This is a genomic window from Cupriavidus sp. Agwp_2, from assembly GCF_040784895.1.
GTDB lineage: Bacteria > Pseudomonadota > Gammaproteobacteria > Burkholderiales > Burkholderiaceae > Cupriavidus.
The window spans coordinates 2,477,461-2,491,033 of the sequence record NZ_CP088083.1; the positions used below are offsets into that span (position 1 = coordinate 2,477,461).

13 protein-coding genes and 1 tRNA gene are annotated in these 13,573 nt (G+C 66.0%); 8 read left to right on the forward strand and 6 right to left on the reverse strand.

Translation table 11 applies throughout. The features are described from left to right. Nucleotides 1-153 precede the first annotated feature (153 nt). Complete coding sequence (locus tag LPA45_RS11625; RefSeq protein ID WP_116322215.1) at nt 154-1,677, forward strand: fumarate hydratase; 1,524 nt, start codon at nt 154-156, stop codon at nt 1,675-1,677. A 99-nt stretch (nt 1,678-1,776) separates the two neighbouring features. Then, nucleotides 1,777-2,586 (forward strand): glutamate racemase, encoded by an 810-nt coding sequence (gene murI, locus LPA45_RS11630; RefSeq protein ID WP_116322216.1) that lies wholly within the window; start codon nt 1,777-1,779, stop codon nt 2,584-2,586. Between the two features lie 22 nt (nt 2,587-2,608). Here murI and LPA45_RS11635 read toward each other — a convergent pair whose 3' ends face one another. Further along, nucleotides 2,609-4,909: an AAA family ATPase gene (locus tag LPA45_RS11635; RefSeq protein ID WP_317919903.1), complete on the reverse strand. Its 2,301-nt coding sequence runs from the start codon at nt 4,907-4,909 to the stop codon at nt 2,609-2,611. Nucleotides 4,910-5,422: 513 nt separating this feature from the next. Between LPA45_RS11635 and LPA45_RS11640 the strand changes: the two genes are divergently transcribed. The 4 genes from LPA45_RS11640 to hemP all read left to right on the forward strand — a co-directional run bounded on the left by LPA45_RS11640 (nt 5,423) and on the right by hemP (nt 7,915). After that, nucleotides 5,423-6,085 carry an energy transducer TonB gene (locus tag LPA45_RS11640; protein WP_317919902.1) on the forward strand — a complete coding sequence of 221 codons (663 nt, stop codon included), beginning with the start codon at nt 5,423-5,425 and terminating at the stop codon, nt 6,083-6,085. An 87-nt stretch (nt 6,086-6,172) separates the two neighbouring features. After that, the gene (locus LPA45_RS11645) at nt 6,173-6,901 is read left to right on the forward strand and encodes a MotA/TolQ/ExbB proton channel family protein (RefSeq protein ID WP_116322219.1); all 729 of its coding nucleotides are present in this window, start codon (nt 6,173-6,175) and stop codon (nt 6,899-6,901) included. Between the two features lie 21 nt (nt 6,902-6,922). Further along, the gene (locus tag LPA45_RS11650) at nt 6,923-7,336 is read left to right on the forward strand and encodes a biopolymer transporter ExbD (protein ID WP_116322220.1); all 414 of its coding nucleotides are present in this window, start codon (nt 6,923-6,925) and stop codon (nt 7,334-7,336) included. 249 nt (nt 7,337-7,585) lie between these two features. Then, complete coding sequence (hemP, locus tag LPA45_RS11655) at nt 7,586-7,915, forward strand: hemin uptake protein HemP (protein ID WP_317919900.1); 330 nt, start codon at nt 7,586-7,588, stop codon at nt 7,913-7,915. A gap of 289 nt (nt 7,916-8,204) precedes the next feature. Here hemP and LPA45_RS11660 read toward each other — a convergent pair whose 3' ends face one another. From LPA45_RS11660 to LPA45_RS11670, 3 genes are all read right to left on the reverse strand, one after another. Continuing rightward, entirely contained in the window at nt 8,205-8,612 is a 408-nt protein-coding gene (locus LPA45_RS11660; RefSeq protein ID WP_063238276.1) for a heme-binding protein, read from the reverse strand. A gap of 152 nt (nt 8,613-8,764) precedes the next feature. Then, nucleotides 8,765-9,022 (reverse strand): hypothetical protein, encoded by a 258-nt coding sequence (locus LPA45_RS11665; RefSeq protein ID WP_317919895.1) that lies wholly within the window; start codon nt 9,020-9,022, stop codon nt 8,765-8,767. A 274-nt stretch (nt 9,023-9,296) separates the two neighbouring features. Next, on the reverse strand, nt 9,297-9,653 hold the full coding sequence (locus LPA45_RS11670; RefSeq protein WP_367394570.1) for a hypothetical protein: 357 nt from the start codon (nt 9,651-9,653) through the stop codon (nt 9,297-9,299). 208 nt (nt 9,654-9,861) lie between these two features. Here LPA45_RS11670 and LPA45_RS11675 point away from each other — a divergent pair. Further along, nucleotides 9,862-9,948, forward strand: a tRNA-Leu gene (locus tag LPA45_RS11675). 92 nt (nt 9,949-10,040) lie between these two features. Here the strand turns inward: LPA45_RS11675 and LPA45_RS11680 are convergent. Then, on the reverse strand, nt 10,041-11,144 hold the full coding sequence (locus tag LPA45_RS11680) for a YeiH family protein (protein ID WP_116322224.1): 1,104 nt from the start codon (nt 11,142-11,144) through the stop codon (nt 10,041-10,043). 94 nt (nt 11,145-11,238) lie between these two features. On the opposite strand from LPA45_RS11680, the gene LPA45_RS11685 reads away from it, so the two are divergent. Then, the gene (locus LPA45_RS11685; RefSeq protein WP_116322225.1) at nt 11,239-12,168 is read left to right on the forward strand and encodes a LysR family transcriptional regulator; all 930 of its coding nucleotides are present in this window, start codon (nt 11,239-11,241) and stop codon (nt 12,166-12,168) included. 31 nt (nt 12,169-12,199) lie between these two features. Here LPA45_RS11685 and LPA45_RS11690 read toward each other — a convergent pair whose 3' ends face one another. After that, nucleotides 12,200-13,429 (reverse strand): cation:proton antiporter, encoded by a 1,230-nt coding sequence (locus tag LPA45_RS11690; protein ID WP_116322226.1) that lies wholly within the window; start codon nt 13,427-13,429, stop codon nt 12,200-12,202. Nucleotides 13,430-13,573: the final 144 nt, after the last annotated feature.

A 13,573-nucleotide genomic window follows, 5' to 3' on the forward strand; every position in this document is an offset into this window, starting at 1 on the left:
GCTTCACGCAGGACCGCGGCCATGTGCCGCGGTTTTTTATTTTGAGGCGCCAGCGCCTCATTGGAGCCTGTAGACGGATGTATGCAGCCGGGCAGACTGCCCCGGCTCGGTGTATGATTTCGGGCTGTGTTTCACCGCTGCCCACCCCACAAAATGACAGTCATCAAGCAAGAAGACCTCATCCAGAGCGTCGCCGACTCCCTGCAGTACATCAGCTACTACCACCCGATGGACTACATCACCAGCCTGGGCCGCGCCTATGAGCTGGAGCAGAGCCCGGCGGCCAAGGACGCGATCGCGCAGATCCTGACCAACAGCCGCATGTGCGCGGAAGGCAAGCGCCCGATCTGCCAGGACACCGGCATCGTCACGGTCTTCGTCAAGGTGGGCATGGACGTGCGCTGGGACGGCGCCACCATGGGCCTGACCGAGATGATCAACGAGGGCGTGCGCCGCGGTTACACGCACCCCGACAACGTGCTGCGTGCCTCGATCGTCAGCCCGCCCGAAGGCGGCCGCAAGAACACCAAGGACAACACGCCGGCCGTGATCCACTACGAAGTGGTGCCGGGCAACACCGTCGACATCCAGGTCGCGGCCAAGGGCGGCGGCTCGGAGAACAAGTCCAAGTTCGTGATGCTGAACCCGTCTGACTCGATCGTCGACTGGGTGCTCAAGACCGTGCCGACCATGGGCGCCGGCTGGTGCCCGCCGGGCATGCTGGGCATCGGCATCGGCGGCACCGCCGAGAAGGCAATGGTGATGGCCAAGGAATCGCTGATGGAATCCATCGACATCCAGGACATCATCGCCCGCGGCCCGAAGGACTGGGTCGAGGAACTGCGCGTCGAGCTGTATGAGAAGGTCAACGCGCTGGGGATCGGCGCGCAGGGACTGGGCGGCCTGGCCACCGTGCTGGACGTCAAGATCATGGCCTGCCCGACGCACGCCGCGTCCAAGCCGGTCGCGATGATCCCCAACTGCGCCGCCACCCGCCACGTGCACTTCACGCTGGACGGCAGCGGCCCGGCCAGGCTGGAAGCGCCGGACCTGTCGCAATGGCCGGAGGTCGAGTGGGCACCGAACACCGAGACCTCCAAGCGCATCGACCTGAACACGCTGACGCCGGAAGAAGTCGCCTCGTGGAAACCGGGCCAGACCCTGCTGCTCAACGGCAAGATGCTGACCGGCCGCGACGCCGCGCACAAGCGCATCGCCGACATGCTGGCCAAGGGCGAGAAGCTGCCGGTGGACTTCAAGAACCGCGTGATCTACTACGTCGGCCCGGTCGACCCGGTGCGCGACGAAGCCGTCGGCCCGGCCGGCCCCACCACCGCCACGCGCATGGACAAGTTCACCGAGATGATGCTGGCCGAAACCGGCCTGATCTCGATGATCGGCAAGGCCGAGCGCGGCCCGGTGGCGATCGAGGCGATCAAGAAGCACAAGTCGGCCTACCTGATGGCCGTCGGCGGCGCCGCCTACCTGGTGGCCAAGGCGATCAAGGAAGCCAAGGTGGTCGGCTTCGAAGACCTCGGCATGGAAGCCATCTACGAGTTCGACGTCAAGGACATGCCGGTGACGGTCGCCGTGGACAGCGAAGGCACGTCGGTGCACAAGACCGGCCCCGCCGAGTGGCAGGCCAAGATCGGCAAGATCCCGGTCGCCGCACTGTAAGTCTGGCGAGGCGGTAGAATTTGCCGTCGCGCTCGAAAAAAGCCGGGTTCCGACCCGGCTTTTTTTCTGCCTTTCTATTCTGTTGTCTGCTGCAGCCCCGTGAACCCCTCCCCCATCGGCGTCTTCGATTCCGGCCTTGGCGGCCTGTCCGTTCTGCGCGAGATCCGCGCGCAGCTGCCGCATGAATCGCTGCTGTACCTGGCCGACTCCCGCTACGCGCCCTATGGCGAAAAACCCGAACGCTTCGTGCAGGCCCGCACCCTGCAGGCGTGCGAATGGCTGATTGGCCAAGGCTGCAAGGCGCTGGTGATCGCCTGCAACACGGCCACGGGCCACGCGGTGGAACTGCTGCGCGAGAAGCTGGCGGTGCCGATCATCGGCGTCGAGCCGGGCCTCAAACCCGCCGCCGCGGCCAGCCGCAGCAAGGTGGTCGGCGTGCTGGCCACCGCCAATACCCTCAAGAGCAGCAAGTTCGCGCGCCTGCTGGCATCGATGGAAGGTGAAAGCCGTTTCCTGTGCGAGGCCGGGCTGGGCCTGGTAACGCTGATCGAGCAAGGCGACATTGACGGCCCCGCGGTGCGGCAGCGGCTCGATGCCTACCTGACGCCGATGCTGGAAGCCGGCGCCGACACGCTGGTGCTGGGCTGCACCCACTACCCCTTCCTGGCCGGCACGATCCGCGACATGGTCGGCGACCGGCTGGCGCTGGTCGATACCGGCAGCGCCATCGCACGCCAGCTCGCGCGCAAGCTGGCCGAACACGGCCTGGCCGCCGCGCCCGATGCCGCGCCGCACGACCGGTTCGCTTCCACCAAGGATGCCGCGCACCTGCGCGCGATGGCCGCCACGCTGCTGCAGGTGGAGGCCAATGCGGAAACGGTGGTGATCGAGCCGGCGCCGGCCTGCTAGCCGGCGCCTGCCCTAATCCAGCTTATTGCAGGAAGCCCAGCGGCCGGTGCTGCCGCACTTCCGGCTTGATGGCGTGTTCCTGGCGTAGCTGCGCCAGGAACTCATCCGGCGTCAGCGCCTCGCCCAGCAGCACGCACTGGCGCTTGACGGTGGCGAAGTCGCCCGGCGTCAGGCAATCCATTGCCTCCAGCTCGCGCCGCATGGCATCGCTCAGCAAAGTTGCGTCGGCGCCCAGCGCTTCGTCGACGAACATCGCGGCCCGTTGCTCCGGCTTCAGTGCCAGGAAGCGGATCTTGAACGAGAAGCGCCGCAGCGCGGCCTCGTCGATGCGGTCGAACAGGTTGGTGGTGCAGATGAAGATACCGTTGAAACGCTCCATGCCTTGCAGCATCTCGTTGACCTCGGAGATCTCGTAGTTGCGCACTGCCTGCTGGCGGCTCTGCATGAAGCTGTCTGCCTCGTCCAGCAACAGCACCGCCCCGTCTTCCTCGGCGCGCGCGAACATGGCCGCGATCTGCTGCTCGGTCTCGCCCACGTACTTGCTCATCAGGTCCGAGGCACGCCGGATCATCAGCGGCAGGTCCAGCTCGGCGGCGATATGCTCGGCCAGCGCGGTCTTGCCGGTGCCTGGCGGACCGTAGAAGCACAGCGTGCCGCGCTGGCGCACGCGCAGTGCTTCGACGATCTTGGCAACGTCGTAGCGGGTCTCCAGGTGCAGGTTTTCCAGCCGGTAATGCGTGACCACCGGCCGTGCCTCGGCCTCGGGACGCAGGCCCATCGCGCGGTCGGCATGCTCCAGCTGCCGCAGGATCAGCGCCTCGACCGGCTCCTGCACGTCGGGCCGTGCCAGCTCGACAAAACGCGCCGCCGATTGCACCTGCGCCGGCGTCAACGTCTTGCGCGCGGCCAGGCCGCTGATGAAGGCGTCGCTGACATCCAGCCCGCCCAGGTGCTTGCGGATAATGTTCTCGCGCACCAGCGGCGGCGGGATCTTCAGCTCCAGGTGGAACTGGAAGCGACGCAGGTAGGCCGGGTCGATCTGCCGGATCGAATTCGAGATCCAGATCACCGGCACCGGGTTCTGCTCGAGCGTCTGGTTGACCCACGCCTTGCCGTTGACCGACGCGCGCGTATCTTCCTGGCCGAACAGGCTCATCAGCTCGCGCGCGCTGCCCGGGAAAACGTCTTCCACTTCGTCGAACAGCAGCGCGGTATGTGCGCGGCCGCGCAGGAAGGCCTGCGAGACCTGCAGCGACCGGTAGCGGTCCTTGCCCGACAGGCTGTTGCCGTCGCGGTCCAGGCAATCCACCTCGTACAGCTCGCAGCCGGCTTCGCGCGCCAGCAGGCGCGCGAATTCGGTCTTGCCGGTGCCTGGCGGGCCGTAGATCAGCACGTTGACGCCGCTGGCGTGCTGGCGCGTGGCATTGGCCAGCAGCGCGCATAGGTAGCGGGCATCGGTCTCGACGTGCGGGTAGTCGGCGACAGTCAGCGTGGGCGGCGCTGCCGGGCGGGTGAACACCGCCATCATCTCGGCTTCGTTGGCGTAATTGCCCAGCAGTACGTGCAGCAGGCGGTCGGACAGGCGCATCAGGTCGCCCAGGTCGGTCACGCTGTTCTCGGGCAGCGGCTGCTCGATCAGGTTCAGCGTTTCCAGCCGCGAGCCCGGGCGCAGCGACGCCGCCACGTCAGCGGCGCCGGCGCCGGTCAGGCCGGCCAGGATCTGGAAGGCTTCCTGGCTGTGCGCCACCTTGCAATCGACCATCACCGCGCGCAGGTCGCGCTTGTACTTGGCCAGCGCAGCATACAGCAGCAGCTTGCGCTCGTGGTCGGGCAGGTCCAGCACGCGGCTCAGCATGTCGATATTGCGCACCAGCAGCACGCGCTCGCTGTCCAGCCGCTGCGCAATGGCGGCGGCCGAGGCGTCGAACACGGCAAACATGTCCTTGGCGTGGTGCTTGACGTACTCGTCGAGGTAATAGAACAGCGCGCTTTCGTCGAAGGCGCTGTTCCACTGGCCGTGGCGGTCGAGGAATTCCTCAGGCGTCAGCCGCGCCGCGCCCTTCCACGCGGGCATGTCGGCGCAGCGGGCGGCCAGGAAGCGCTGCACGCGCAGCACCACCCCATAGGGCCACACCATTTCCTGCGCGCTGACAGTCAGCACGTCATTGATATTGCTGCGCAGGTTGAAGCGCGGCCCCAATGCGCACACCACGCGCAAGGCAAACTGCGCGCACATCCAGTCCAGCGCGGAGCTGGACGACGTCCCGGGCATGGAGCGCAGGAGCGTCAATCGGTCATCTTCAGCGGAACGTGTGAAGTCCATGGACGGTTCCCCGAGCTCGCCGTGGCGGGGCCGACCGACCGGCGCACCGCCTCGTCTGCAGTTTCTTCCTATGCTAGCGCGCTTTGCCCCCCTCCGCGCGGGGGTTGGCAAACCGGCTACCAGCGATTGTGGCCTGTGCCACCGAAGCCTACGGATCCTTGCGGGCGCGCAAACCCGCGCAAGATAGCGCTAACCGCTCCACAATGCTGCCTGGATTTGGCGGTATAACTTGCCCGGACGGAAAATTCCAGTTGCGGCGCACAAATCACAACAAATAAGAATCATTATCGTTTATACTAGCCAGCTAACACGCTGCCCCAGAGTGGCGCTCCCACGGCAACCCAGTTGAAGGAGCGTTTATCATGGAATTGCTGCTTAGCCTGCTGGTCGGTTGCGGCATCTCGCTGATCCTGTTCTACCGCAAGTGACGGCCCGCAGGTGCTGTTGCTTGTGCCGCTGCTTGTACCGAGCCAGGCCGTTTGGCGCCTGCCGGCAGACTTTTGTTGTTGACACATGTTCGATCAACGCTTCTTCAAGATTACGCTCGCCGTCCTGCTGTTCCACGCGGGCCTGCTCTACCTGATCCAGAGCGGCCTGGGCCGCAAGCTGACCGAGGCGGTGATCGCCCCCGAGATCATCGCGCGCATCATCCCGCTCGAACCGCCCAAGCAAGAAGCTCCGCCCGAGCCACCCAAACCCAAGCCCAAGCAGGAAACACCGCCGAAGCAGGTCAAGGTGACCACGCCCAAGCCGACGCCGCCGCAGCCCAAGCCCACGCCGCAACCTGTAGCCAACCTGCCGCCGACGCCGAACGCGCCGGAAGCGCCGTCCGCACCGCCGGCTCCACCGGCACCGGCTGAACCGGCACCGGCACCGGCACCTGTTTCCGCCGCGCCGCGCGCCGTCGGCATCGGCGAAATCCAGTGCACGCCGCCGCAACCGAAGTATCCTTCTCAATCACGCCGCATGGGCGAGACCGGCAAGGCCGTGGTGCGCCTGACCACCGATGAAGGCGGCAAGGTCATCAAGACCGCCGTGGTGTCGTCGAGCGGCTCGTCGCGCCTGGACCAGGCCGCGGTGGAAGCCGTGCAGGCCATGCGCTGCAAGCCTTACATGGACAACGGCCGTGCCGTCGCCGTCACGGCGCAGCAGCCGATCGGCTTCGAACTGAACTGATTGCCGATCCGCTGCGCGCCATCCGGCTACCCGATTTCCGATCATCTGATCTGACCTAAACCAAGCGAACTCACCAGGAACCAACCCATGCAGGACCTCGGACTCTCCCACCTCTGGACGCAAGGCGACTTCGTCATGCGTGCGACCGCCATCATTCTGCTGATCATGTCGCTCGCCTCCTGGATCGTCATCTTCACCAAGGCCTGGGATCTGGTGCGCCTGAAGAAAATGGCGCAAGGCGCGGAAAAGCGCTTCTGGCACTCGGACGACTTCGACCACGCGCTGGAAACCCTGGGCGCCAATGATGCCAACCCGTTCCGCACGCTCGCCATCGCCGGCAAGGAAGCCGCCCAGCACCACCGCGCCAGCCAGCCGCAACTGCACGACGTGATGGATATCTCCGACTGGCTGACCCGCTCGCTCAAGAGCTCGATCGACGAGGCGGTGGCACGCATGCAGTCGGGCCTGGCGGTGCTGGCTTCGGTGGGTTCGACCGCGCCGTTCGTCGGCCTGTTCGGCACCGTGTGGGGTATCTATCACGCGCTGATCGGTATCGGCGCCTCGGGCGTGCCGACCATCGACAAGGTCGCCGGCCCGGTGGGCGAGGCCCTGATCATGACCGCCTTCGGCCTGGCCGTGGCGATTCCGGCGGTGCTGGGCTATAACGCATTGACGCGAGGCAACAAGGCAGTGATCTCCAAGCTCAACCGCTTCGCCCACGACCTGCACGCCTACTTCGTGACCGGCGCCCGCGTGCGCCCCACCGGTGCCCGCACTGACGACGGCACCGTGCGCCTGGCCGCGGCCCAGCGCTAATCCGCAAGCAAGGAAGTCATCATGGCATTCGGTACTCTCGACGGTGACGACGACGAGGTGATGAGCGAAATCAACATGACGCCGCTGGTCGACGTCATGCTGGTGCTGCTGATCATCTTCATCATCACCATCCCCGTGATCAACCACGCGGTGAAGATCGACCTGCCGCGCGCCACCAACTCCCCGAACGATCCCAAGCCGCAGAACATCAACGTCTCGATCGACGCCAGCGGCAAGGTGTTCTGGAACCAGGTGGAAGTGGACCAGGCCACGCTGGAAAGCAATATCGCGCTGGCCGCGCAGCAGCAACCGCAGCCTGAGCTGCACCTGCGTGCCGACCGCGAGGTGCGCTACGAACGCGTGGCCGAGGTCATGGCCGCCGCGCAGCACGGTGGCCTAGGCAAGATCGGCTTTATCACCGAACCCAAGCAGTAAGGCGCGCGCCGGCTGGCGCTCCGCGCAACAGGAAGGGCATCCCGTGGGATGCCCTTTTTTTGTTTACCGGACCCGGGCCCGGATGCAAATGCCAGGGGGCGGCTCGCCGTTTGTCGAATCTTTGATCTGGACTATTGTAATGATAACAATTCTCATTTAAGATTCTTCCATCGACCGCGCCATCGGTGGCGCACCCCTGATGCCTTTTTCCTGCGCGCCCAGAGCGCCAGGCAGAACCGGAGCCAGATGATGAGCACTCTTTCCCTGCCGCTGTCGCAACCGCGTGAAGTCACCCGCCGCCGCCTGTCGCTGCGCCGAGTCGAGGTGGCCCAGCCGCGCCGCGAGATGCCAGCCACGAAGGCAGCCCCGTCGACGATCGCGTCCATGAAATCGGCCGTGGCCGCCCTGCCCGCACGCCTGGAAGCTCTGGTGCGCGACAGCCTGTCCTCGGCCCCCGCCGGCGAACCGGTCGCGCTGGACGCGATCATGCGAGGCAACAGCACGCTGCCGATCCTGCACAACGGCGAGGTCTACACGCTGCGGGTGACGCGCTACGGCAAGCTGATCCTGACCAAATGACGCGTCCCGGCGGCAAGGCCGACGCGCTGAAGCCAAGGGAGCGGTTTGAGGACGATTTGAAACCCGCATTCACCGCGGGCGCCACGCAAGTGGCAGTACAGACTTTTGTGGGGACCACCTCGGAACGAGGTGTTGGGCAGTAGCCAGGTGTTGGTGCCGCGGCGGGAATTCCAGACCCCTCGCCTTACCGGCCTCACCCAGCCATGCCCTCTTTTATTCCGCCCCGCAGGCCCGGCCTGCGGGGCTTTTTCATGCGCTGATGCGCGGCAAGGCGCCGCGCAATGCGTCCTTACAGGCCCAGCGCGGCAATGCCGGCGCGTGCGACCTGCGCGTCTTCGGTCGACTTCACGCCCGACACGCCGACGGCACCGACCACCTGCTCGTTGGCAACGATGGGCACACCGCCCTCCAGCATGCCCTGCAGCACCGGCGCCGTCATGAACGAATAGCGGCCGTTGTTGATCATGTCTTCGTAGATCTTCGATTCACGACGACCCAGGGCGGACGTACGGGCCTTCTCCGCGGCGATTTGGGCCGAGATCGGCGCGGCGCCGTCCAGGCGCTGCATCGCCAGCATATGGCCGCCGTCGTCGACCACGACGATGGACACGGCCCAGTGATGGTTCTTCGCTTCGGTTTCCGCCGCGGCCATGATCTTCTTCACATCGTCTGCCGTCAGAACCGTTTTTTGCTGCATGCCACTCTCCTGGTCATTCATTTGGTTGGAGGTCGAAGTATACCCCGCACCCCATGCCATCGCCATTGCGAGCGCGCGCTGGCAGTGCCGGAACGCACCCAAAGAAATGGCCCGCACGAGGCGGGCCGTTCAGCATGCAAACTCCGCGGCAATCAGGCGCCGTCGGTGTACGGGTCCGGCTTGCCGATACGGGCGCCGTCGGTGTACGGGTCCGGCTTGCCAATGCGCGCGCCATCGGTGTACGGGTCGGTCTTGCCGACGCGAGCGCCATCGGTGAACGGATCGACCTTGCCCATCCGGGCGCCATCCAGGTACGGGTCAGGCTTGCCGGTCGCGGCAAACGAAGCGGTGGACACGGCGCACAGCGCGGCCAGCACGGAGGCGGCGGCAATCGATTGTTTGAGATTCATTACGTTCCCCTTGCATCTTGGTCGGTACGGGCATCGCGGCAAGCTCGGCAACAAAAAGGGGCCGGTGTCATCACGATGTCATGGCTCCAGTTTAGGGAAAACCCTCATATCGATAGAGGTGATGCTTTGAGCAGTCCGTTCAAATATTTTGACCGCGATCAAGATAGGGAAATAATCCGGGAACCGGTTCCCACGGCTTCTGTCGTCATCCGCAAGCGCAAATGAAAAGGGCCCCGCGGGGCCCTTCTGTCGAAACGCTTCGGCGCTGTACCGGTCAGTCGTGGCGCCAGTGGCCATGGCCGTGGCCGTGGCCGTGGCCGTGGCCGCGGTGTCCCGGCGGACCATAGTAGCCGTGATGGCCATGGTAACGCGGCGGGCCATAGTAGCGCGGGCCGTAGTAGACCGGACGGGGACGCACCACCACGGCCGGCGGGCCATAGTAGACCGGCGCCGGGGCGACCACCACCGGAGGCGGGGGCGCGTAGTAGACCGGAGCGGGCGGATAATAGGCCGGTGCGCCAACCACGACGCCCGGAACGCCGATCGCGACGCCGACGCTCACATGGGCCATCGCGGCCCCGGATGCCAGCCCGGCTGCGACACCGAATGCTGCGAGCCACCAACGTTTCATATCCGCCTCTCAAGGTTGAGCTTTCTCTTACCCGTTATTGTAGAAGGTCGGAATTTTCCAGGTGCAACCGAGAGCACGACATTGTTACCAGCCGTAACAGTGCGTCACTTTTGTCGCGCGCGCCCCAATCTCTGCCGCCGACAGTACCTAGTGCCTGCGGCGCGCTTGCATCCGGATTGCGGAGCCACCACAATATCGGGCTTGCCGTGCGGCCGTGGAGAAATTGGTAGACTCAGCAGACTTAAAATCTGCCGCCTTTCCGGGCTTACGGGTTCGAGTCCCGTCGGCCGCACCAGGGCCTCCGCAGCGGCAAGCGCTGCGCCCAAGAACAAAAAAGGAGGCCATCGGCCTCCTTTTCCAATCCTTCGTCCTTCGCTGCGCCGCGCTTTACGCCATCACGTAGCACATCAGCGCGCCGACCCCCATCAGGAACACAAACAGCACCCCGGCCAGCGCCAGCGGCTTGCGTCCGGCGCGCACCAGGTCGCCGATGCGGGTATGCAGGCCGATCGCCAGCATCGCGCACGCCAGCAGCCAGTTGTCCAGCGCGATCAGCGGAGCCTTCCAGGCGGCGGGCACCGTGCCGGCCGAGTTGAGCGCCATCACCGCGACAAAGCCCACTGCAAACCACGGCACCGACTTCAGGATGCCGCCCAGGCGGCCCTTACCGGCGGGCGCCTGGCCTGCCTCGCCCTTACCCTGCGGCCACAGCGCCATCACAAGCAGCAGCGGCCCCAGCGCCAGCACGCGCACCATCTTGGCGACCACCGCGGCATCGGCGGTCGGCTCGCTGATCATCTTGCCCGCGGCGATCACCTGGGCCACCTCATGCAGCGTCGCACCAGTAAAGATGCCGAACATGCGCTCGCTGATCGCCCAGTGCCAATGCCCGTTGGCCAGTTCGAACAGGTAGGGATAGAGCAGCATGCCGACCGTGCCGAACAGCACCACCGTGGCCACCGCCACCGCGGTCTGGCGGTCATCGGTGCGCACCACCGACGACACGGCGATGGCCGCGGCCGCGCCGCAGATGGCGCTGCCGGAACTGACCAGGATCGCTTCGCGGCGGCTCAGCCCAAAGAAGGTCGTGCCGACCCAGGTGCCGAACAACAGCGTGGCAACCAGCATCGTCAGCGGCACCACGATGCCCGGCAGGCCCAGCGCGACGATCGACGCGAACGTCAGCCGCAGCCCGTACAGCGCCACGCCCAGCCGCAGCAGGTAATGGCGTGCCACCTGCATTCCGGGAGCCAGCGGCGCCAGCCAGTGCTTCGGCAGTGTATTGGCCGCGACCATGCCGGCGCACATGGCGAGCGTCAGCGCGCTCAGGCCGTAGCGGGCGATCGCCGGATGCTCGGCCAGCGCCAGGGCCAGCCAGGCAATGCCGCCCAGCGGCACGAGCGTCAACAGGCGCTGTGACCAGGGCGGGGAAGCTGCTGCCGGTGTGGCGGCTGCGGTGCGGGGGACGCTGCTGGAGGTGGCGGAAGACATGTCGGCTCACTTGTTTTGTAGTGACTCCAGCGTACTGGTCCGCCCTTAACCCGTAAAACGGGTAATATCGTTATGCGTTATCTATTCTTTCGATATGGAACACCGTCCAGAGCCCCGCCCCGAGCAGCGCCCGCTGCGCTTAACGCTACGCCAGCTGTCGGTCTTCGTCGCCGTCGCCCAGCACGGCAGCACCATGGCGGCCGCGCAGGCGCTGGCGATGTCACAGTCAGCGGTCAGCGCTTCATTGGCAGAGCTGGAACGTGCGCTGGACAGCCCTTTATTCGACCGCATCGCGCGCCGGCTCAGCATCAACGAAACCGGCCGCCAGTTCTTCCCGCGCGCGCTGGCGCTGCTGGACCAGGCGCAGGAACTGGAGCGCTTTGCCACGCAGACCGGGGTGCAACTGCGCATCGCGGCCAGCAACACCATCGGCAGCTATATCCTGCCGCCGCTGCTGGCCGGATTCCGGCATTCGCGCAGTGGGCCCTGCACGCTCGACCTGCGCATTGGCAACACCCGCGAAGTGCTGCAGTCGCTACTGCAGTTCGAGGCCGACATCGGCCTGGTGGAAGGCGCCAGCCACGAGCGCGACCTGCGCAGCATGCACTGGTGCGATGACGAGATGGTGGTGGTCGTCGGCCCGTCGCATCCGCTGGCGCTCACGCCGGAAGACCTGATGGCGCTGCGCGACGCCGAGTGGATCGTGCGCGAACCCGGCTCGGGCACGCGCGAGGTGATCGAGGAACGGCTGGTGCCATTGCTGGGCGAACTGCGCTTCGCGCTGGAGTTGGGCAATGCCGAGGCGATCAAGCGTGCGGTAATGAGCGGATTCGGCGTCAGTTGCCTGTCGTTGCACGTAGTGCGTGACGAACTCGCGCGCGGCACGCTGGTGGCGATCCGTGAAGGATTGCCACGCATCGTGCGACCACTGCAGCTGGTGGTGCACCAGGACAAATTTCCGACGCAGGGCCTGCTGGCCTTTACCGAATACCTGCGCACCATGGCGCCGCGTGTCAGCGCATGACGCGCGGCGCGGACCGGCAATACGCGGACGGCTAGGCCGCCTGCGGCTCGCTGCGCTTGCCCCGCGCGGTGTACAGGTCGAGCAGGTGGAACAGCACCGGGTTGAGCATGATCGACAGCAGCGCGCCCGCCAGGATCAGTGCCTGGCCGCGCTCCGGCAGGATGTTCAGGTAGACGCCCAGGCTCGCCAGGATGAAGGAAAACTCCCCGATCTGCGCCAGGCTGACGGCAATCGTCATGCCGGTCTGCCCGGAGTGGCCGAAGGCCCGCACGATGCCCATTGCTGCCAGCGACTTGCCGACCACGATGATAAACAGCGTAGACAGCACGCCCCACGGGTCGTTGACCAGCACCATGGGATCGAACAACATGCCGACCGAGACAAAGAACAGCACCGAGAATGCATCGCGCAGCGGCAGCGATTCTTCGGCTGCGCGATGGCTGAATTCGGATTCGGCCAGCACCATGCCGGCAAAGAAGGCGCCCAGCGCGAAGGACACGCCAAATAACGAGTACGCGCCATAGGCCACGCCCAGCGCGGTCGCCAGCACGCCCAGGCGGAACATCTCGCGGTTGCCGGTCCAGACAATGCGCTCGAGCATCCAAGGGATAAAGCGGCGCCCGATCAGCAACATCACCGCGACAAAGGCGGCGACCTTGCCCAGCGTCGAGAACACCGCCAGCAGGACTTCGCCGGTGCCCGGACTGCCTTCGGCGCCGGTGTCCGCAGCGCCGGAAAGCAGCCCCGCCAGCGCGGGCAACAGCACCAGCGCCAGCACCATGGCCAGATCTTCGACGATCAGCCAGCCCACCGCGATCCGCCCCTGCGGCGATTCCACCAGGTCGCGCTCCTGCAGCGCCTTGAGCAACACCACGGTACTGGCCACCGACAGCGCCAGCCCATACACCAATCCCTGCCCCCACGACCAGCCGAAACCCCACGCCACCAGCATGCCGAGCAAGGTGGCAATGCCGATCTGCACGACCGCCCCGGGGATCGCAATGCGCTTCACCGCCATCAGGTCCTTGATCGAGAAATGGAGCCCGACGCCAAACATCAGCAGGATCACGCCAAGCTCGGCGAGTTCCGGCGCGAGCGCCTGGTCGGCCGTGTAGCCCGGCGTATGCGGTCCGACCACGATCCCCGCGCAAAGGTAGCCGATCAGCGGCGGCAGCCGCAGCTTGCTGGCGATGGCGCCAAGGACGAAGGCCAGGACGATACCGCCGACGATGGTGCTGATGAGCGGGGTGGCGTGATGCATGCGTGCGGGGTTCCTCGTGTCAGGGGCTGGACGGCGATGGCTGGATCCCACCCGCCTTCCCCACGCGCGCCACGATGCCCACGGCCGGCCATCCGGCGCGCACCAGCGGTCAGTGCGGCACGATCGGCAGCCTCGGAACGGGAC